The sequence below is a fragment of the Pseudogemmobacter sp. TB195 genome (genome assembly GCF_058313095.1).
On the sequence record NZ_JBZEGG010000018.1, the window covers coordinates 68,635 to 87,482 of the forward strand.

Genomic DNA, 18,848 nt, shown 5'->3' on the forward strand with positions numbered 1-18,848 from the left:
TATGCGCCATGCACCCGCTGCGGATCAGCGATTCATTCTGGATCACATCATTGATTTTGCCGAAATTTCCGCGACAGATCATTTTGCCGAGGCCTCGCCCGACATGGTGAGCGCGATCCTTGATGGTGCGGCGCGGCTTTGCGATGAAGTGGTGGCGCCGGTCAACCGCAATGGCGACCTGACACCTGCGCGGCTGGAAAACGGTGTGCTGCGCGCCTCGCCCGGCTTTGATCGCGCCTACCGTGCCGTCGCCGGGGGCGGTTGGGTCGGGGTCTCGGCCAGTGCGGAATATGGCGGTATGGGGCTGCCGCATGTGCTGGCGACCTGCGTCAACGAGATGCTTGCCGGCGCCTGCCTGTCCTTGCAGCTGAAACCGCTCCTGAGCCAGGGGCAGATCGAAGCGCTGGAGCATCACGCTTCGGACGCGCTGAAAGCGCTTTATCTGCCGAAGCTGATTTCGGGCGAATGGTCGGGCACGATGAACCTGACCGAGCCGCAGGCCGGGTCGGATGTCGGTGCCCTGACCACGCGCGCGGTGCCGGCAGAGGATGGCAGCTACCGGATCAGTGGCCAGAAGATCTTTATCACCTGGGGCGATTCGGATCTGGTGTCGAATGTCTGCCATCTGGTGTTGGCGCGGCTGCCGGATGCGGCGCCGGGGGTGAAGGGCATCTCGCTGTTCCTGGTTCCGAAATACCTGCCGGATGCGGCGGGAAATCCGGGGCAGGCGAATAATCTGCGGGTGGTCAGCCTGGAACATAAGCTCGGCATTCATGGCAGCCCGACCTGCGTGATGGAATTCGATCAGGCCACAGGCTGGATGGTGGGCGGGCCGGGCAAGGGCATGGCTGCCATGTTCACCATGATGAACAACGCCCGCCTGGGTGTGGGAATGCAAGGCGTCGGCGTGGCCGAGGCGGCGCTGCAAAAAGCCGTGGGTTTCGCGCAGGAGCGGGTGCAGGGCCGGACACCGGATGGCTCTGCCACGATCATTGGCCATGCCGATATCCGCCGCATGCTGACTGAGGCGCGCGCCAAAATCTTTGCGGCGCGGGCGATCGGCCTTACCTGTGCCAAAGCGATCGATATGGCCAGCGCGACCGGCGATGCCGCCTGGGCGGCGCGGGCAGCGTTCCTGACGCCCATCGCCAAGGCCTTTGGCACGGATATCGGCATTGAGGTCGCCGATATGGGGGTGCAGGTGCATGGTGGCATGGGCTACATTGAGGAAACCGGCGCCGCGCAGTATCTGCGCGATGCCAGGATCACCGCGATCTACGAGGGCACCAATGGCATCCAGGCGATGGATCTGGTCGGGCGCAAACTGGCCGATGGCGGTGCGGTGGCCTTTGAGCTGATCGACGGGGTCATCGCCCGCGGCATCGCGGCGGAGGAACACTGGCCGGAGCTCGCGGCGAGCCTCGGCACGGTGGCGAGATCGTTGCGGGAGGCGACCGGCGCGCTGCTTGAGATGGAGATGAACGACCGTTTCGCTGGTGCGGTGCCCTATCTGCGCGCTTTCGCGCTGGTGCTGGGGGCGGATGCACATCTGCGCGCAGCGCAGGCCGATCCGAAGCGTCTGCCGCTGGCGCGGGTGATGCTCACCCGTCTCACAGAGGATGCGCTCTTCCTGCTTTCCGCGGCGCGCCAGCGCGCGGCGGATCTTTACGCGGTGCCGGTCGCGATGCTCGGCTGAGCCTTATCCGGCGAGGTGGCGCAGCCCCTGGGTCACATCGGTTCTGACGGCAAGGCGCAGCCCCGGCTCGTCACCGGCCTTCAGCGCCGCAAGGATCATCCGGTGATAGGGCGGCGCCTCGCGCCGCCGCAGACGCGCGTAAAGCGCCCGCATCGTGGGGCCCAGCTGCAGCCAGACCGTCTCGCACATCGCGAGCATCGCGGGGGCCTGGGCGCGCAGATACAGGGTGCGGTGAAATTCCAGATTGGTCCGGACATAGGCGACCGCATCGTGGCGCGCGACGGCCTCGGTATTGGCGGTGTTGATCGCCGCCAGCCGCTCGATCAGCGCGAAATGCGCGCGGGGCAGGGCGCGGGCGGCCAGTTCCGGCTCCAGCATGGCGCGGATCGCCGCCAGTTCCTCGATCCGCTCGGGTGTCAGCTCCGGCGTGGACACCCGCCCCGAGGAGGACAGCGTCAGCGCGCCTTCGGCCACAAGGCGGCGCAAAGCCTCGCGCGCGGGCGTCATCGAGACGCCGAAATCTTTCGCGAGCCCGCGCAGCGTCAGCGACTGGCCGGGCGCCAGTTCACCATGCATCACCTGCTGGCGCAGGACACGGTAGAGCCGCTCATGCGCGGCGGCATTGGGGTCGGGCGGACGGGGGCCGGCAGGAATGATCATGGCGGGCATCGGAACATCCTGCGCAAAGCGGGGTCAACCGGTATCGGGACGGGAACGGGGGCGGGCATGGTGTGTTCAGCCCGCGAAACTGTAGCGGTGCAGCGTCTGGCCGTCGCGTTTCAGCCAGTCGCGTTCGGCCTTCCAGCCGGGGCGGATTTTTGTGACCACTGCCCAGAAATCGGCGGAATGGTTCATTTCGACCAGATGCGCGACCTCATGCGCTGCGACATAGTCAAGCACCTCGCGCGGCGCCATGGCAAGGCGCCAGGAATACATCAGCGTGCCGTCATGGCTGCAAGATCCCCAGCGGGACCGTGTGTCGCGCAAAACCAGCCGCGTATAGCTGCGCCCGACAAGTCCCGCGTAATGGGTTGAACTATAGGCCAGCCGGTCGCGCGCCAGCGCCTTGAGCCAGGCCGCCACCTTCGCGCCGGCCTGATCCGGCCGACCCGGCACCAGGAGGCTGTCGCCCTCGACCCGGACGCCGCGCCCTTCGGAGGGCGTGATTCGCATCATCCGGCCCAAAACCGGCAGCTCTGCCCCATGGCTGACCGGCACCAGCCGTGCCATCGGCATCGAAGCCAGCACATTCCTCAGCCAGCCTTCCTGATCACGCAAAAAACTCAGCGCGTCGCGGTCTTTTGCGCGCGGCGGCAGCGTCAGCGTCACCTTGCCATCGAGTCGCGAAACCCTGAGCGAGAACCGCCTGGCCCGGGCCGAGCGGCGCATATTGATCTCGACCGGCGGCGGTCCGGGCAGCAACAGCATCAAATTCTCGTTCCAGAGGCCACAATTCACACGCCGTCCGGCTTGATTCCGCGCCGGTAGAGGCGCATCTGACGGCTTATGCAAAAGGCTTTGACAGCCGCCCCGGCCTGTGGCAAGGGGCAGCGTTCGGATTACCCTGTCATCAGGGCGAAAGTGAAGGGACAACCCATGGCCAAGGAAGACTGGGGCACCAAGCGACTGTGCCCGACGACCGGTAAACGGTTCTATGACCTGAACCGGACGCCGGTGGTCAGCCCCTATACCGGCGAGGTTGTGGATATCGAATCGGCCCGCCGCAAGCTGGCGGCTGCGGTGATCTCGCGCGTTTCGCCCGAGAAGGACGATGAGGTTCTGGTCGACGATCTCGAAGCCGAAGAAGATCTGCTGGAAACGGCAGAAGGCGGCGATGATGATATCGACGATGATCTGCTCGAAGATGATGCCGATGACAATGTCTCGCTCGACGAGCTGGCCGATGTGGCCGGAAGCGACGAAGAGGGCTGAGGCAAGCCTGCAGAAACGTTCCGCGGGGCATGCCTTGTGAAACAGGAAAAGACCCGCCTCTGGCGGGTCTTTTTCATTTCGCCCTGCGGGGCAGGTCGGGGGCAGACCGGGCAGATCCTGTCGGGTGCTCAGCCGGGCCCGGGCAGGATCGGGCCTGCCTTTGCCCACCAGCCGGGATTGGCGCGGGCGATCATCGGCAGCGCGGCACTGGCTGCTGCTTCATCGGCAAAAAGCGCGAAACAGGTGGCGCCCGAGCCGGACATCCGCGCCATCAGTGTGCCAGGAAGCGCGTTGAGCTGGTCCAGCACCGCGCCGATCACCGGGGCGACCTCGCGCGCGGGCTTCTCCAGGTCATTGCGCTGGTTCCTGGCCCAGGCGGCAAGCGTGGTGATATCGGGCCAGGAGGGAAGTCGCGGCGGCAAAGGCGGGTTCTCGCGGCGGGTCAGGGCACGAAATACCGCCGGCGTGGGGACCCCGACACCAGGATTGACGAGGAGAATCCCGCCCGAGGGGAAGCCGGTCAGTGGTTCGATGATTTCGCCGATGCCGCGCATCCTGGCAGGGCCAGGGCTCAGGCAGACCGGCACATCTGCACCAAGCCGCGCCGCGATACGGGCAATCTCCGCCGGGTCAGGCCGCGCCCCGGGCGGGGCCAGCCGCAGGGCGGCACGGATCGCAGCCGCCGCATCCGAAGATCCGCCGCCGATGCCTGAGGCCGGCGGCAGGTGCTTTTCCAGCCGGAACGCCAGGGACAGCCCCGGCAGGATCGCTGCTGCGGCGCGCGAGACAAGGTTCTCCGCACCACCGGGCAATGCCGGTCCGAAGGGGCCGGTCAGCTCAAGCGCGGGGCCAGCGGCCGGCGCCGTCTCCAGCCAGTCGCCGATGCCTGCAAAAATCACCAGGCTGTCCAGCAGGTGATAGCCATCGGCCCGCTGCCCGGTGACATGCAGGCAGAGATTGACCTTCGCAGGCGCGAATTCGCGGATGGGCTCAATTCTCGGCAGGGGCATCCTCCGGCGGGCTGCCCTCGACGTCGCCCTCACTATCGCCATCTGGCGCGACGGCGGTGCCGTCCGCCGGGGCGGGAGCCGTAGCCGGGGCAGGAGCACCCGGGGGGGAGGCGGGGCGCGCAGGGGCCCGGGCGGCCTCTTCGGCCATCACCGCATCAAGGCCGATCTCCAGCTTGCGCCGGATACGGATCGCGTCGGCGGCTTCCGGTCCGTAAGACAGCGCCCGGTGCCACTGGAATTCGGCTTCCCGCTTGCGCCCGTTCATCCAGTAGATATCGCCGAGATGATCGGTGATCTCGGCCTCAAGGGGTTCCAGCAGCGAGGCCTGTTCAATCGGCTGCAATGCCTCCTGATAGCGACCAAGCATGAAATAGGCCCAGGCGAGACTGTCGAGGATCATGCCCGAATCGGGCGCTCCGGCCACGGCCTGTTTGATCATGGCCAGCGCCTCATCAAGGTCCTGGCGCCGTTCCAGCAGGCTGTATCCGAGATAATTGAGCACTTCCGGCTGACCCGGATTGATGCGCAGCGCCTCGCGGAAATCGAGATCGGCGCCGGTATGGAGGTTCTGACGTTCCCGCATCGCCCCCCGGCTGAAGTAAAGCAGCCAGGCCGCGCGCGGCGGCGGATCTGGCAGAAGGCCGATTGCCACGCTATAGGCCGCCTCTGATTCGGCCCAGCGTTGTTCATTGCGCAGCATGTCGCCAAGCGCGACCTGGACGACCAGCAGCTTGCCATGGCTGCGGGTCAGCTGTTTCAGCACTTCGATCGCCGCCTCTTTGCGACCGGCGGAATAAAGCGCATTGGCGCGGCCGAGCTGGGCATCATACCAGGACGGGTGATCGGGCGAAAACTCATCATAGGCCGCTTCGGCCAGGTCGTATTCTCCCATCTGGTCGAGCATCGCCGCCCCGAGCAGGATCGCATCGTCATGATCGGGTTTCAGCGCAACGGCGATGCGGCAGTTCAGCTGGACAAAAGCCGGCTCCGCCTCGCCACTCAGCAGGGTGGCCAGTGACCAGAACACCTCGGCCATGCCTTCGCGCGCGTCTTTCACCGTGTCGAAGGGGATGGTCTCGCCGGCGACAAGCCGGGCGCGCAACACCTCGGCCAAGGGCTCGGGCGTGGTGCCCCAGGTCTTGTCGATCAGCGCGATGGCGTCGTCATTGCGCTCAAGCTGCGACAGGATCTGCACATGCGCCAGCACCCCGCGCCGGTTCAGCCCCAGACCGGGTGCCGACAGCGCCTTGTCGGCGCCCTCGAAATCGCCTGCCAGTGCGAGCGCCAGTGCTTTGTGATAGATGCCATGCGCCTCGAGCCCGCGGCGTTCGGCAATCTCGTCAAATTCGCCCAGAGCCTCGGTCATGCGGCCCTGACCGATATCGGCCCAGGCGCGGGCAAGTCCATCGACCAGCGGGCCAATCGATTTCCCGTCATCCAGCGCCGATCTGATGGCGGCGAAATCGCTGTTCAGACCAGCCTGGCTGATCTGCGCCAGATCGGCGAGCTGGGCGGGCTGGTCGCCCTCTTGCATAAGGGCGTGGCGATGTTCGGCGATGCTCGCCGCATCGGCGATCTTGCCAAGGCTGAGCAGGGCGAAGATCGAGCCGTCCATCAGCAGCCGGTTGTCGGGATCAACGCTGAGCGCCTGGGTGAACCAGGCGGAGGCGGAGCGGAAATCACCGGCGGTTTCGGCATTGCGGGCGGCAAGGAAAGCGCCTGAGTCGACGGGAGTTCCGGTCGTGACATCAGCGGGTTGCGCTGTGGCAGAGGCCTCTTGCGCGACCACCGGTGAAAGCCCCGAAAGGCTGAGACCAAGCGCGGTGGTCAGCGTAAGGAGAGAACGGATCATTGCGGAATACCCCCTGGACTGCCTCTGGCGGAGCCCGTCTGACCTGGCCCACCCCCGCCGGGCTTTTCGGACGCGCCCGTGCTGGGACCGAAGCTAACGCCCCGTTTTGCAACACGCAATGCAGGGCGGAGCGGTTCGGGGTGAGGATTGCCTGTCATAGTGGGCTGGCGGGTGAACTCTTCGTGAAACGGTGTTCACGCCATGAGCCGGAAAAAAGAAACCGACTGCCAGGAATTACACCACAGCCTTGCAGGAGGTCCGCATCATGACGGCCCTGTTGTGCAGGCGAGGCTCTTTACAAGTCTGTGCGGCGGATAAGGGGCGGCGGTCAGGCGAGGATTTCGGCTTCGCTGACCGCAGCGCCCGGTCCTTACATATTCGGATAGTTCGGCCCGCCCCCGCCCATCGGCGTGGTCCAGTTGATGTTTTGCGACGGGTCTTTGATGTCGCAGGTTTTGCAATGGACGCAGTTCTGAAAATTGATGCGGAAGCTGGCATCCTGGCCTTCGCCCAGCACCTCATAGACGCCGGCCGGGCAGTAGCGCTGCGCGGGCTCGTCATATTCGGGCAGGTTGACGCGGATCGGCACCGAAGGATCTTTCAGCCGCAGATGGGCGGGCTGGTTCTCGTCATGGTTGGTGAAGCTGTAGGACACATTGGTCAGCCGGTCAAAGGAGAGAACGCCATCCGGTTTCGGATAGTCGATCTTTTTGTAATCCTTGGCCTTCCCGGTCGAATCCGCATCGTTCTTGCCATGTTTCAGCGTTCCGAACAGCGAGAAGCCGAGCGTGTTGGTCCACATATCAAGCCCGCCGAGAGTGAGCGAGGCCTTTAGACCCCATTTCGACCACATCGGTTTGACATTGCGGACCTTTTTCAGATCCTTCCCGATGGCGCCGGCCCGCACCTCGGTTTCGTAATCGGTCAGCTCATCGCCCTGGCGTCCCGCGCTGATCGCCGCATAAGCGGCCTCCGCGGCGGCTTTGCCCGAGAGCATCGCGTTATGGTTGCCCTTGATGCGCGGCACATTGACGAGACCGGCCGAGCAGCCCAGCAGCGCCACGCCAGGCGCCACCATTTTCGGGATCGACTGGAAGCCACCTTCCGAGATCGCCCGCGCGCCGTAAGCCACGCGTTTGCCGCCTTTCAGCAGTTCCGCCACCATCGGGTGATGCTTGAAACGCTGGAATTCCATGTAAGGGTAAAGGTGGGGGTTCTTGTAGTTCAGGTGAACCACGAAACCGACATAAACCTGATTGTTTTCAAGATGGTAGATGAAGGAGCCACCGCCCGCATTGCCACCCAGAGGCCAGCCCATCGTATGGGTGACGGTGCCCTCGCGGTGCTTTTCGGGGTCAATCTCCCAGATCTCTTTCATGCCGAGGCCGAATTTCTGCGGACAATGGCCCTGCGAGAGGTCGAACTTCTTGATCACCTCTTTCGCGAGGCTGCCGCGCACGCCCTCCGAGAGGAAGACATATTTGCCGCGCAGCTCCATCCCGGGCTCATAGGCAGGGCCGGGAAGGGCGGTTTCAGGATCAAGGCCGAATTCACCGGCAACGACGCCGGCGACCCTCTTGCCATCTTCGGACCAGACCAGCTGCGAGCAGGCCATGCCGGGGAAAATTTCGACGCCGAGACCCTCGGCCACTCCTGCCATCCAGCGGCAGACATTCGCCATCGAGACGATGTAATTGCCGTGATTGTTCATCAGAGGCGGCATCGGGAAATTCGGAATGCGGATCTTGCCGGCCGGGCCGAGGATATAGAAATTATCCTCTTTCACCGGCACCCTGACCGGTGCATCCATCTCGCGCCAGTCAGGCAGCAGGGCATCGAGGCCGACGGGATCCAGCACCGCGCCTGAGAGAATATGCGCGCCGACTTCAGAGCCTTTTTCCAGCACGACCACGCTCAGATCGGGATCAAGCTGTTTCAGACGGATCGCCGCCGAAAGACCCGAAGGCCCTGCGCCCACGATCACAACGTCATATTCCATCGACTCGCGGGTGATCGCTGTGTTGGGATCGGTCATCGGCTTTTTTCTCGCTCCTTGCTGCGGTCTGTCGGCGCCGCAAATTCTGGCTGGGAAGTCCTGTTGGGCCCCGTTTGGCCGGGCGTCTCGTGATTGCCCTATGGGCAGGCGCGCGTCAACCATGCTGCAGCATCATCCCATTGGGACGCAGCCCGCGGCAATATTCTTGCCGTTAAGCGACAGGGCGCGCATGCAGGACGCCATGGCCCTTGCTTTTTCTTTGCCCATCGGGTGAGGTTGCCGGAACACGAGGCGCGAAGTCATGACCCGGGTGACCGGTTCGTGGCTTCTGTTTTTTTAAAGTGACGACAGCGATATGGAAAAAATTCCGGTTACGAGGCGCGGCTTTGAAGTGCTGGACGCGGAACTGCGGCAATTGAAAAGTGAGGCGCGGCCCGCGATCATCCGCGACATTGCCGAGGCCCGGGCGCATGGCGACCTGTCTGAAAATGCAGAATACCATGCGGCGCGTGAAAAGCAGGGCTTTATCGAAGGCCGGATCAAGGAACTCGAAGGCATCATTTCGCTTGCCGAAGTGATCGATCCGACCTCGCTGTCGGGCTCGATCAAATTCGGGGCGACGGTCACCGTGGTCGATGAAGACAGCGATGAGGAAAAGACCTGGCAGATCGTCGGCGAGGTCGAGGCCAATATCGAGCTTGGGCTTCTGAACATCCGGTCTCCGATTGCGCGTGCGCTGATCGGCAAGGAAGAGGGCGACAGCGTTGATGTCACCACTCCGGGCGGGCAGAAGAGCTACGAAATCCTGTCGGTGCGCTATATCTGAGCCGGAGCCGCCATGGCGAAAGATCCTGAGGACATGCCCGAGGATATGAATGTAACGAGGCTGCGGGCGGGGGGGCTCGGCGGCTCGCCGGTGACCGAGATTGCCGCCGGCGTGATGTCGGGGATCTGGGTTGTCGCGGTGCTGACCTGGGTCTTCACCGCGCCGGAAGGCGCCGAATCGCGGCTGCCGGGCCTTGTGATGACCTTGCTGATTCTGTTCCTGCCGCTGGCCCTGATCTGGGTCGCGGTGGTGACATTGCGGCTTGTTGCCGATCTGCGCTCTGAGGCGGCCAGCCTGAAAGCCGCGATTGACGGTATGCGGGGCTCTTTCCTTGAGGCGCGCCAGGAGATCCGCAGTGTGATCACCCGCCCCGAGGCGCCGGTTGCGGCGGCCCAGATGGCGGAGCCTGCGGGGAATGCGATGGCCGGACCCGCCAGTTTCTCATCGCGCCGCGATCATTCGCTTTCGGTGCCTTCGGCAGACCGCAAGGTCGCGCTGACGCCGGCGCGCCCGGAACCCGAGGCCGAACAGCCGGCCCTGGCGCTTGGCACGCCCGGCGATATGGCGCGTCAGCCGCTCTCGATCGAAGATTTCATCACCGCCCTGCAATTCCCCGAAAGCCCCGATGACAAGGCCGGTTTCCGCGCCCTGCGTCTGGCGCTTGAGGATCGCGAGGTCGCAAAGCTGATCCGCGCGGCCCAGGATGTGCTGACGCTTCTGAGCCAGGAGGGCATCTATATGGATGACCTGCGGCCCGAGCTTTGCCATCCCGATATCTGGCGCCGGTTCTCGGCCGGCGAGCGGGGGCGCGGCATCGCGGCGATTGGCGGTATCCGGGATCGCTCGTCGCTGGCACTGGCCGCCGGACGGCTGCGCGAGGACACGATTTTCCGCGATGCGTCGCATCACTTCCTGCGCACCTTTGACCGGGTCTTCCAGGTGTTTGAACAAAATGCCAGCGACAATGAGCTGATCCATTTCGCCGATACCCGCACCGCGCGCGCCTTCATGGTGCTGGGACGTGTGGCGGGCGTCTTCGACTGATCACCGCGGCCCATCGGGGGCCATCGGGGGCGGGGCCTGATCCGCAGGGAAATCGTCGAGTTGCCGTACCATTGTCGTCGCGGCGGCAAAGCCGAAGGCAAAACGCAAAAGACCAAGCTGATCGGTATGGGTCGCAGCAAAGCCTTCGCGCTCGTAGAGGGCACGGGCGCGGGGGTTGCCCTCGATCACCTCCAGGCGCACCGAAGGGTAGCCCCGCCGCTTTGCCTCGCGGCACAGCGTGGTGATCAGCGCGGTACCGATACCGAGGCCGCGGGCCTGCGCCGCGACCGCGATGCCGTCGATCAGAAATCGTTCATTATCGACCTCGTGGCTTAAAAGCCGCAACAGCCCCGCGCGCCAGGCCGATCCGAACACACCGTAAACCCGGCGCAGATCACGACTGGTCCCGCCCGAAAAGCTGCCCTGCACCGATTTGAAGCCGGCAAGCCCGATCAGCCGGCCGCTGTCGTCCAGCGCAGAAAAGCAGTGATCGGGCCTGAGCCCACTTGTCAGGAAAGCCAGCGCACGCGCGTCAGGCCCCATGACGCGGCCAAGTTTGGCGCCGAAAGCCTCCCAATAGATGCGGGCGGCCTCGTCGCGCTGGTCCAGGGGAAAGCCGCGCCGGATAGAGAAGTGCTCAGGGCGCAAGCCCGCAATCCTTCAGGATGAAAGCGGCAATTGCCCCGGCGTCATTCAGGTCGAGCACCGGCACGCTCAGCCCCTTCAGGGCTGCGTCGGACGCCACCGCCCGCACCAGCGGATCGCCGGTCTGGATCATCGGGCGGTCGGCCACGCCCTCGCGCCAGACTTCGATTTTCGGATGGGCGTCGCGCTTGTAACCCTCGACCAATACCAGATCGACCGGGGCGAGGCGGGCCAGCACCTCTGTCAGCTCCGGCTCGGGCCCGCGATGTTCACGCAGGATGGCGAAGCGTTTCGCCGAGGCCAGCACGACTTCCTGCGCGCCGGCTTCGCGGTGGCGCCAGGTATCTTTGCCGGGCTGGTCGAGATCGACATCATGATGCACATGCTTGACCGTCGAAACCGACAATCCGCGCCGGGTAAGGGTGGCGACCAGACGCTCCATCAGCGTGGTCTTGCCGCTGTTTTGCCAGCCGATCACACCATAGATCTTCATGCGGGGCGGCCCTCACTGCGGCTATTGGCACGGGCGAGGTCTTCGGGTGTGTTGAGATTGTCGAAGGCCGCCGCATCGGGGAAATCGACGGCATGCCCGCCATGGCGGGCGGCGAAATCGGCGATTTTCGGTTTCGCGCCCGAAGCAAGGAATTCGGCCAGCGGATCCGCGAGTGCGACCGGCCAAATCGCGGTCGCATTATGGTCGCGCCCGCCGGCCCGGGCAAATGCCGGCCCCGGCAGTGCAGCGGCAAGGCGTGTGATCAGATCCCCGGGGAGGAAAGGCGCATCAACCGGGGCCGAGACCAGCGCGGTGGCACCTGCCGCCTGTGCTGCCCGCAACCCGGCGAGGATCCCGGCCAGCGGCCCGAGTGACGTTTCATCGGGCAACACCTTAAGTCCGGTAAAGGCAAAGCGCGCGGCATCGCCATTGGCCGAAATCAGAAGTCGCCCGGCCTGGGGCTGCAGACGCGCGATCACATGGGCGATCAGCGGCTGGCCGGCGAGGGGCAAAAGCGCCTTATCCGCCCCGCCCATCCGGCGCCCCTGTCCCCCAGCGAGAATGACGGCGAAGAGGCTCACGCGCGAATGCACCTTATGCAGGACTGGAATTCGGCCGGTGCCAGCGGATCAATTGACCCGCTGGCCCTTTTTGTCGACGAGGATCACGCCATGCCCGGCGCCGGGATTGTCGTTTTCCTCGGTTACGATACGGGTGGTGACGCCCGGCAGTTCCGCGAAGGACGCATCCAGCTTTTTCGGGAAGTAAGTCGAGGTCACGCCCTCAAAGCCTGGCACAGACCGCAGGATCCCGGCGATCGAGCTGGCACAATGCGCCTTGGGCACCGCGCCATTCGCCAGCGCTTTTTGCAAGATCGCCTCGGCCACGGCGGGCGAGACCTGCAGCTTGCGCTCGATGACGTGGAACTTTTCTTTCTCGGAATCGCGCGCATGGTAGTCGAGGTAGAAATTCACCATCCGGTCGGTCATGCCGAAATGCACGTCATTGCGTTCGGGCGCGGTATCATGATGCCAGGTTCCGGCGGGATCGAACAGCACACGTTGCGACGCATTGATCAGCAAAGCCGAATGCGAGCCTGATCCCGTGCGGTCATTGATGGTGGTAAAAAGCGTGATTTCGGTCGGCGGTCCGGCGACGTAGCTGGCGCGCGACACCTGGTCATCAGGCGCCCAGACCGGTTCCGCACAGGCCGAAAGCGTCAGCAGCACCGCGAGCGCGGCAAGAAGGCGATACATGTAACCTCTCCCTGCCCTGTGCCGCCCCGTATCGGGCCGGTTCCAGGGCGGCAATTCGGGGCGGAGATATCAGAGCGGCGATATCAGGTCCGGGCGAGGGCCAGGAAAACCAGAATCACGGCGCAGACAACGACCGTCCAGGTTGCCACTTTGACGAATGCGGCAAAGGACTTTTCCTGAGTGCGGATATCCATGCTGCCATGTTCGTGTTTGACGTGCTGATCATCGGCCATTCTTCATTCCCCGGGAACAGATGCTTTTCCGCCTGTTAGCCGATTCACCGCCCGCTGTCACCCATCGGGCGTGGCCTCTGATGCAGGAAGATGCGGCTTTGATGTATCTTTCCCGCGCCTCGGGGGCTGATCGGGGCTGGTTCAGTCGGGGGGACGATCAGCCGCCCGTGGCCGGCCAGACAGACGCGTCCCCGGATTCGCCGCCGTCCCAGCCCTGCAGGAGCCGAAAGCCGATCCGGACCGGCGGCGCTTCGGGAGCAAGTTTCGGCACCGCGCGCAGCAAAACCGAAAGCTGGCTGACATGCTGCACCATCTGGGTGCGGATGCCGTCTTCATCCCGGCCGAAGAAGGTGAGCAGGTCCGGCGCCGACCAGCCCAGCCCCTCTATCCGGAGCACCCCGGCGGCGCTGCCGGTAAAGCCCATGGCGATCTCCTGGCTCTGATCGAGCTGGCTTTCGAACTGACGGATATAGAGCACCAGCCGCTCACAGGCCGATTCGGCCGGGGTCTTATGCGCCGCTGCTTTCCTGGTCTTTGGGGCCGTTGCCGCAGGGCTGCGCGGGGCAATGGCCGTAGCCTTTGCCGTCGTTTTGCGTTTCGCGGGGATTGCGGTGCTGCCGGCGGCGGCGGCTTTGGTCAGGGTTTTCTCGGTCATGTCTTCTGCCAGAGCCATGCCCCATCGGGGCCGGGGGAACGGGTGACCTCGCCACGATGCAGCAGGTGGTTCAGATGCGCCACCGCCTCAACCAGAGCGTGGCCAAGCTCGCTTTCGCCGATCCTGCGGCGGAACAGCAGCGGGAAGCAACCCACCGCCGTATTGGGCACGGTGAGGAAATCGCGCAGCCGGTCCAGGGCCGAGAGATGGTTTTCCACCATCTGGCGCAGCCGGAACGGCAGGCCGGTGAAAGGAAGCTTATGGCCCGGCAGCACCAGTTGATCCTCGCGCGCGAAAACGCTGAGCCGGGTGCAGCTTTCCAGCCATTCCCCCAGCGGATCGGCCTCGGGTTCCGCCGGATAAACGCCGATATTGGCAGAGATCCCGGGCAGCAGCTGATCGCCACCAAGAACCAGGCCATCCGTCCAGAGCGTCGCATGGGCGGGGGCATGGCCGTGACCGATGCGGATTTGCCAGTCGCGCCCGCCCAGCCGCAGGGTCTGGCCCTCGCTGATCCGGGTAAAGCCCAGAGGCAGCGGCGCCATGCAATCCGAGGCGTTGAACGGGCGCTCATTCATCCGCCGCTCCAGATCGGCGGGCAGCATGCCTGCGCGTTTCCAGAATGTGACCGTCTCGGCAGCGGGGCGGTCTTCGGCTGTGTTGAACAGCATCCTTGCATAAAGCCAGGCGGTGCGGGTGATCAGCAGGGCTGCGCCCTGTTCGATGAACCAGCCCGCCATGCCGATATGATCCGGGTGATGATGGGTGACGATCAGCCGCTTTACCGGCCTGCCGGCCAGCGGCCCGGCCAACAAATCCTGCCAGGCCGCAAGGGCGCGGCGCGAACTGATGCCGGTATCGATCAGCGTCCAGCCATCGCCCTCGTCGATCGCATAGACATTCACATGGTCCAGCGCCCAGGGCAGCGACAGCCGCATCCATAAAACACCCGGCGCGACCTCGGTCGCGGAACCGGCTGCGGGGGCATCGGGGAAGGGGTGGTGGATCTCACTCATGGCGTGTTTCATGCCGGGAACGCGCGGCGCGGGCAAGCCGATGTTCATGGGAGCGGGTTCGGCAGGGCCAGGTCGGGCGCCGGGGGGCACCAGGGGCGCGAACACCAGGATGAAGCGCGGCGCGGCCACAGCGGGGAAATGGCTGCGGCGCTTCCGTTAACCTTTGTTAACGCAGGCGCTGGACAAAGCCGGCGGCATCGGCCAGGCCCGTCTGATGTCCGGTCTCATTTTACAACTTGCCTTCGTAACCTCTGTTGCTGCAGCGCCACTGATCTCAGGCGCGCCCCAGGTCAGTGATGGTGATACGCTGCGGTTCGGACCGGTCGTGGTGCGGCTTCATGGCATCGACGCTCCGGAAACCGGCCAAAGCTGTGCCAGTGCCGGTGGTGGCAGCTGGGCCTGCGGCCTGGCGGCGACGAGGCGGCTGGAGGCTCTGATCGCCGGCAAGGCCGTGACCTGCGAGGCGCTCGACCGCGACCGCTATGGACGTGTGGTCGCGCGCTGTGAGGCCGGCGGCGAGGATCTTGGCGCCGCGATGGTTTCGGATGGCCTCGCCTGGGCCTATATCGCCTATTCCGATGCCTATTTGCCGCAGCAGACCCTGGCGCAGGCGGGCGGTCACGGCATCTGGGCCGCACCGTCACAACCCGCCTGGGAGTTTCGCGCCGCGCGCTGGAGGGCGGCCGATCAGGATACGCCGCTCGAGGGCTGTCCGATCAAAGGCAATATCTCAAAATCAGGCGAGCGGATCTACCACCTGCCCTGGTCACCGGCCTATGCGAAGACGGTGATCCGCGAGGATCAGGGCGAGCGCTGGTTCTGCGACGAGGCCGAGGCCCAGGCCGCAGGCTGGCGCCCGGCGCGCTGGAAATAGCGCCGGGGCGCGCGGACCTGGTACAGGTCTGCTGCCAGCCTCAGATATCGAGCTCTTCGGTATTGGCGAAGCGGGCTTTTTCCTGAATGAACTGAAAGCGCAGCTCGGGCTTTTTGCCCATCAGGTCATTGACCAGGGTTTTCGTCGATTCGCGCTCTTCCTCATTGATCGAGACCTGGATCAGCTTGCGCGTTGCCGGGTTCATCGTCGTGTCTTTCAGATCCTTGGCATCCATCTCGCCCAGCCCCTTGAACCGCTGCACATCGATCTTGCCGCGCCCGCCGAGACCCTTGGCCATCCAGGCCTCTTTCTCGGCATCATTCGAGACATAGAGCCGTTTTGGCCCCTGGGTCAGGCGGTAAAGCGGCGGGCAGGCAAGGTAGAGATGCCCTTTCAGAATCAGCTGCGGCATCTGTTCATAGAAGAACGTCATCAGCAGCGAGGCGATATGGGCGCCGTCCACATCGGCATCGGTCATGATGATGATCTTGTCATAGCGCAGGTCGTCGATGCGGAAGCGCTCTTTCATGCCAACGCCAAGCGCCTCGCAAATGTCGCGGATCTCGGCATTGTCCGAGAGCTTGCTCGCCGCAGCCCCCAGCACATTGAGCACCTTGCCGCGCAAGGGCAGCAGCGCCTGGAATTTGCGGTCGCGCGCGCCCTTGCCGCTGCCGCCCGCCGAATCGCCCTCGACGAGGAACAGCTCGGTGCCCCTCCGGTTCGAGGCCGAACAATCGACAAGTTTACCCGGGAGCCGCAGCCGCTTGGTCGCGGTCTTGCGCTGCGTTTCCTTTTCGGCGCGGCGCTTGAGCCGTTCCTCAGCGCGCTGCACCAGGAAATCGAGGATCGCGCCGGCAGATTTCGGATCACTGGCCAGCCAGGTGTCGAAATGGTCGCGGACGGCGTTTTCCACCCATTTCGCGGCCTCTTCCGTGGCCAGCCGGTCCTTGGTCTGGCCGACAAATTGCGGCTCGCGGATAAAGACCGAGATCAGCGCGCAGCCGCCGGTCAGCATATCCTCGCGGGTGATCTGATCGGCCTTACGGTTCTTGACCCGCTCGCCATAGGCGCGGATGCCTTTCAGGGTCGCGGCCCAGAAGCCGGTCTCATGCGTGCCGCCCTCGGGGGTTGGAACCGTGTTGGTGTAAGAGGAGATGAACCCGTCGCGCATCGGCGTCCAGTTGATCGCCCATTCGACCGAGCCCGGCACGCCGAATTTTTCCCTGAAGCTGACTTTGCCCGCGAAAGGCCGCTCAGCATAGGTCTGATCGGATTGCAGCTGTTCGGAAAGATATTCGCCAAGGCCGCCGGGGTAATGGAAGGTCGCCTCCAGCGGCATGTCCCCATCCGGGATGGCGGATTTCCAGCGGATCTCGACTCCGGAATAGAGATAGGCCTTGGAACGGACCATCTTCATCAGCCGCGCCGGACGGAAGGTCTGATGGCCGAAGATCTCGGCATCGGGGTGGAAGATCACCGTCGTGCCGCGACGGTTCGGCGCCGGGCCGACCTTGACGACCGGACCCTGGGGCTTCCCGCGCGAGAATTCCTGGACGTAGAGCTCTTTGTTCCGCGCCACCTCGACCCGCATATGGTCGGACAGCGCATTGACCACAGACGAGCCAACGCCGTTCAGCCCGCCTGAGGTTTCATAGGCGTCGCCATTGAACTTGCCACCGGCATGCAGCGTGCAGAGGATCACCTCCAGCGCGGATTTGTCGGGGAATTTCGGATGTGGGTCGACCGGAATGCCGCGCCCGTTATCTTTGATCGAGACCGAGCCATCGGCCATCAGCTCGACCTCGATCCGATTGGCATGGCCGGCAACCGCCTCGTCCATCGAATTGTCGAGGATCTCTGCGGCAAGATGGTGATAGGCGCGCTCGTCAATGCCGCCGATATACATGCCGGGCCGCATCCGCACCGCTTCAAGCGGTTCAAGCACCTCGATCGAGGATGCGTCATAGGTTTGCTGGTTCGGCGCGGCGAGAAGATCGCCGGAATCATTCGGGGCCATGCGCTGCTCTTATGGTTTGTAGCACAGCATTAGACCACTGCGAGGGGCAGGCGCGCAAGATCCAGGGGGGATTTTCCTGTGGAGGCCGGGAAGGGGGCGCTGCCCCCGGCTCCTGGCGGAGCCTCCCCCGGGATATTTAGAGACAGAAAATGTTCGCGACTCTTTTCAATATTTTCTGTCCTTAAATATCCCCGCCGGAGGCATCCGGCCCCTGTTAGGGGGCCGGACGTCTTTTCCTCAGCGCCAGCCTAGCGCCGGGGCGACATGTTTCAGGATGCTTTCGATCACATGGGCGTTGTAATCGACGCCCAGGGTGTTCGGCACCGTCAGCAGCAGGGTATCGGCCTCGGCGATGGCTTCGTCCTGGCGCAGCTCCTCGATCAGCTTTTGCGGCTCGGCGGCGTAGGAGCGGCCGAAGACCGCGCGCTGATCGTCGATCACACCGACCTGGTCCTGGTCGGGGCGCGATTGCCCGAAATACATCTGATCCTGCGCCGTGGTGATCGCGAAGATCGAGCGGCTGACCGAGACGCGGGGCGTATGCTTATGACCCGCCTCTTTCCAGGCCGCGCGATATTTGCGGATCTGGTTGGCCTGCTGGACATGGAAAGGCTCGCCGGTTTCGTCCCATTTCAGGGTCGAGCTTTGCAGATTCATCCCCAGCTGCGCCGCCCAGATCGCGGTCTGATCCGAGGCTGCCCCCCACCAGATGCGGTTCCTCAGCCCTTCGGAATGCGGCTCCAGCCGCAAGAGGCCCGGCGGGTTCGGGAACATCGGGCGCGGATTGGGTTTGGCGAAGCCCTGGCCTTCGAGGAGGCTCAGAAAGGTCAGCGCGTGTTCGCGGGCCAGATCCTGGTCGGTCTCGCCCTCGTCAGGCGTATAGCCGAAATGGCGCCAGCCATCGATCACCTGTTCGGGTGAGCCGCGGGAGATCCCCAGTTGCAGCCTGCCGCCGGAGATCAGATCGGCAGAGCCGGCATCCTCGATCATGTAATGCGGGTTCTCATAGCGCATATCGATCACGCCGGTGCCGATCTCGATCTTCTGCGTGCGGGCGCCGATGGCGGCGAGCAGCGGGAAGGGCGAAGACAGCTGACGGGCGAAATGGTGAACCCGGTAATAGGCGCCGTCCGCGCCAAGCTCTTCGGCGGCCTCAGCGAGTTCGATGCTCTGGAGCAGCACATCCTGGGCCGAACGGGTGGCCGAGCCCTGCTGGGTCGACCAATGGCCGAAAGACAGAAAGCCGATTTTCTTCATGGTTCAAATCCCCTGATCCTGAGATCCGGGCCGGGCCAGTGGCCTC

The 18,848-nt window shown here is 64.4% G+C and carries 19 protein-coding genes; 5 read left to right on the plus strand and 14 right to left on the minus strand.

Annotation, left to right across the window (positions count from 1 at the left end; genetic code table 11):
- Position 1: 1 nt before the first annotated feature.
- Positions 2 to 1,696, plus strand: coding sequence for an acyl-CoA dehydrogenase family protein (locus AC4FS3_RS18110; RefSeq protein ID WP_491021691.1), 1,695 nt, complete (start codon positions 2 to 4; stop codon positions 1,694 to 1,696).
- A gap of 3 nt (positions 1,697 to 1,699) precedes the next feature.
- Here the strand turns inward: AC4FS3_RS18110 and AC4FS3_RS18115 are convergent, their stop codons facing one another.
- Together AC4FS3_RS18115 and AC4FS3_RS18120 are read right to left on the minus strand one after the other, a co-directional pair.
- Complete coding sequence (locus AC4FS3_RS18115) at positions 1,700 to 2,356, minus strand: GntR family transcriptional regulator (protein ID WP_491021722.1); 657 nt, start codon at positions 2,354 to 2,356, stop codon at positions 1,700 to 1,702.
- A 75-nt stretch (positions 2,357 to 2,431) separates the two neighbouring features.
- The gene (locus AC4FS3_RS18120) at positions 2,432 to 3,124 is read right to left on the minus strand and encodes a M48 family metallopeptidase (protein WP_491021692.1); all 693 of its coding nucleotides are present in this window, start codon (positions 3,122 to 3,124) and stop codon (positions 2,432 to 2,434) included.
- 168 nt (positions 3,125 to 3,292) lie between these two features.
- Between AC4FS3_RS18120 and AC4FS3_RS18125 the strand changes: the two genes are divergently transcribed.
- On the plus strand, positions 3,293 to 3,628 hold the full coding sequence (locus AC4FS3_RS18125) for a TIGR02300 family protein (RefSeq protein WP_092895770.1): 336 nt from the start codon (positions 3,293 to 3,295) through the stop codon (positions 3,626 to 3,628).
- A gap of 128 nt (positions 3,629 to 3,756) precedes the next feature.
- Here the strand turns inward: AC4FS3_RS18125 and AC4FS3_RS18130 are convergent, their stop codons facing one another.
- The 3 genes from AC4FS3_RS18130 to AC4FS3_RS18140 all read right to left on the minus strand — a co-directional run bounded on the left by AC4FS3_RS18130 (position 3,757) and on the right by AC4FS3_RS18140 (position 8,525).
- Positions 3,757 to 4,638: a 4-(cytidine 5'-diphospho)-2-C-methyl-D-erythritol kinase gene (locus AC4FS3_RS18130; RefSeq protein WP_491021693.1), complete on the minus strand. Its 882-nt coding sequence runs from the start codon at positions 4,636 to 4,638 to the stop codon at positions 3,757 to 3,759.
- Entirely contained in the window at positions 4,619 to 6,490 is a 1,872-nt protein-coding gene (locus AC4FS3_RS18135; protein ID WP_491021694.1) for a tetratricopeptide repeat protein, read from the minus strand. The genes AC4FS3_RS18130 and AC4FS3_RS18135 overlap by 20 nt, the downstream gene beginning before the upstream one ends.
- 370 nt (positions 6,491 to 6,860) lie before the next feature.
- Positions 6,861 to 8,525, minus strand: coding sequence for an electron transfer flavoprotein-ubiquinone oxidoreductase (locus tag AC4FS3_RS18140; protein WP_491021695.1), 1,665 nt, complete (start codon positions 8,523 to 8,525; stop codon positions 6,861 to 6,863).
- Positions 8,526 to 8,841: 316 nt separating this feature from the next.
- Here AC4FS3_RS18140 and greA point away from each other — a divergent pair, with 316 nt between their 5' ends.
- Both greA and AC4FS3_RS18150 read left to right on the plus strand, forming a co-directional pair.
- Positions 8,842 to 9,312: a transcription elongation factor GreA gene (gene greA / locus AC4FS3_RS18145; protein WP_198836689.1), complete on the plus strand. Its 471-nt coding sequence runs from the start codon at positions 8,842 to 8,844 to the stop codon at positions 9,310 to 9,312.
- 12 nt (positions 9,313 to 9,324) lie between these two features.
- Entirely contained in the window at positions 9,325 to 10,356 is a 1,032-nt protein-coding gene (locus AC4FS3_RS18150; protein ID WP_283177165.1) for a hypothetical protein, read from the plus strand.
- Here AC4FS3_RS18150 and AC4FS3_RS18155 read toward each other — a convergent pair whose 3' ends face one another.
- The 7 genes from AC4FS3_RS18155 to AC4FS3_RS18185 form a co-directional block, all read right to left on the minus strand.
- Positions 10,357 to 11,004, minus strand: coding sequence for a GNAT family N-acetyltransferase (locus AC4FS3_RS18155; RefSeq protein WP_491021696.1), 648 nt, complete (start codon positions 11,002 to 11,004; stop codon positions 10,357 to 10,359).
- Positions 10,994 to 11,494, minus strand: a complete 501-nt coding sequence (gene mobB / locus AC4FS3_RS18160; RefSeq protein WP_491021697.1) for a molybdopterin-guanine dinucleotide biosynthesis protein B — start codon at positions 11,492 to 11,494, stop codon at positions 10,994 to 10,996. Before mobB ends, AC4FS3_RS18155 begins: the two co-directional genes overlap by 11 nt.
- Positions 11,491 to 12,075, minus strand: coding sequence for a molybdenum cofactor guanylyltransferase MobA (gene mobA, locus AC4FS3_RS18165; RefSeq protein WP_283177168.1), 585 nt, complete (start codon positions 12,073 to 12,075; stop codon positions 11,491 to 11,493). The genes mobB and mobA overlap by 4 nt, the downstream gene beginning before the upstream one ends.
- Before the next feature lie 48 nt (positions 12,076 to 12,123).
- Positions 12,124 to 12,750, minus strand: coding sequence for a hypothetical protein (locus AC4FS3_RS18170; RefSeq protein ID WP_283177169.1), 627 nt, complete (start codon positions 12,748 to 12,750; stop codon positions 12,124 to 12,126).
- A gap of 83 nt (positions 12,751 to 12,833) precedes the next feature.
- Positions 12,834 to 12,983: an aa3-type cytochrome c oxidase subunit IV gene (locus AC4FS3_RS18175; protein WP_198836684.1), complete on the minus strand. Its 150-nt coding sequence runs from the start codon at positions 12,981 to 12,983 to the stop codon at positions 12,834 to 12,836.
- Between the two features lie 157 nt (positions 12,984 to 13,140).
- The gene (locus AC4FS3_RS18180) at positions 13,141 to 13,638 is read right to left on the minus strand and encodes a DUF6173 family protein (RefSeq protein ID WP_491021698.1); all 498 of its coding nucleotides are present in this window, start codon (positions 13,636 to 13,638) and stop codon (positions 13,141 to 13,143) included.
- Positions 13,635 to 14,654, minus strand: a complete 1,020-nt coding sequence (locus tag AC4FS3_RS18185; RefSeq protein WP_491021699.1) for an MBL fold metallo-hydrolase — start codon at positions 14,652 to 14,654, stop codon at positions 13,635 to 13,637. Before AC4FS3_RS18185 ends, AC4FS3_RS18180 begins: the two co-directional genes overlap by 4 nt.
- A gap of 214 nt (positions 14,655 to 14,868) precedes the next feature.
- Between AC4FS3_RS18185 and AC4FS3_RS18190 the strand changes: the two genes are divergently transcribed.
- Positions 14,869 to 15,528: a thermonuclease family protein gene (locus AC4FS3_RS18190; RefSeq protein ID WP_491021700.1), complete on the plus strand. Its 660-nt coding sequence runs from the start codon at positions 14,869 to 14,871 to the stop codon at positions 15,526 to 15,528.
- Between the two features lie 40 nt (positions 15,529 to 15,568).
- Here AC4FS3_RS18190 and AC4FS3_RS18195 read toward each other — a convergent pair whose 3' ends face one another.
- On the minus strand, positions 15,569 to 17,545 hold the full coding sequence (locus AC4FS3_RS18195; protein WP_491021701.1) for a DNA gyrase/topoisomerase IV subunit B: 1,977 nt from the start codon (positions 17,543 to 17,545) through the stop codon (positions 15,569 to 15,571).
- A 237-nt stretch (positions 17,546 to 17,782) separates the two neighbouring features.
- Positions 17,783 to 18,802 (minus strand): LLM class flavin-dependent oxidoreductase, encoded by a 1,020-nt coding sequence (locus AC4FS3_RS18200; protein WP_491021702.1) that lies wholly within the window; start codon positions 18,800 to 18,802, stop codon positions 17,783 to 17,785.
- Positions 18,803 to 18,848 lie beyond the last annotated feature (46 nt).